Raw genomic sequence first — 279 nt, 5'->3', positions numbered from 1 at the left:
AGCGAGATCCTGCACCCGGACGACCGCGACGCGGTGCGCCGGGCGATCTCGCTGGCGCTGCGCGAGGACGTCATCCCCCACACCACGGGGCGCATCCGCCGCAAGAGCGACGGGGCCTGGCGCACCATCGACATGGCGGGCCGTTTCGAGCGCGACGCCCCAAACCGGCTGCCGCGCCGCCTGACCGGCGTCGTGGCCGACGTCACCGACCGGCGCCCCGCCGCGGAGCGGCAATCGCTGCTGATCCGCGAGTTGCACCACCGGGTGAAGAACACCCTC

At 73.8% G+C, this 279-nt stretch carries 1 protein-coding gene; it reads left to right on the top strand.

Annotated elements, in window-relative coordinates; all coding sequences use genetic code 11:
- Nucleotides 1-279, top strand: a 279-nt coding sequence (locus ACLBXP_RS26090) for a PAS domain-containing protein (protein WP_447670679.1), incomplete at both ends; no start/stop codon positions are given.

It is taken from the genome of Methylobacterium sp. A54F (assembly GCF_053346035.1).
This window is presented reverse-complemented; position numbering and strand designations above follow the sequence as displayed.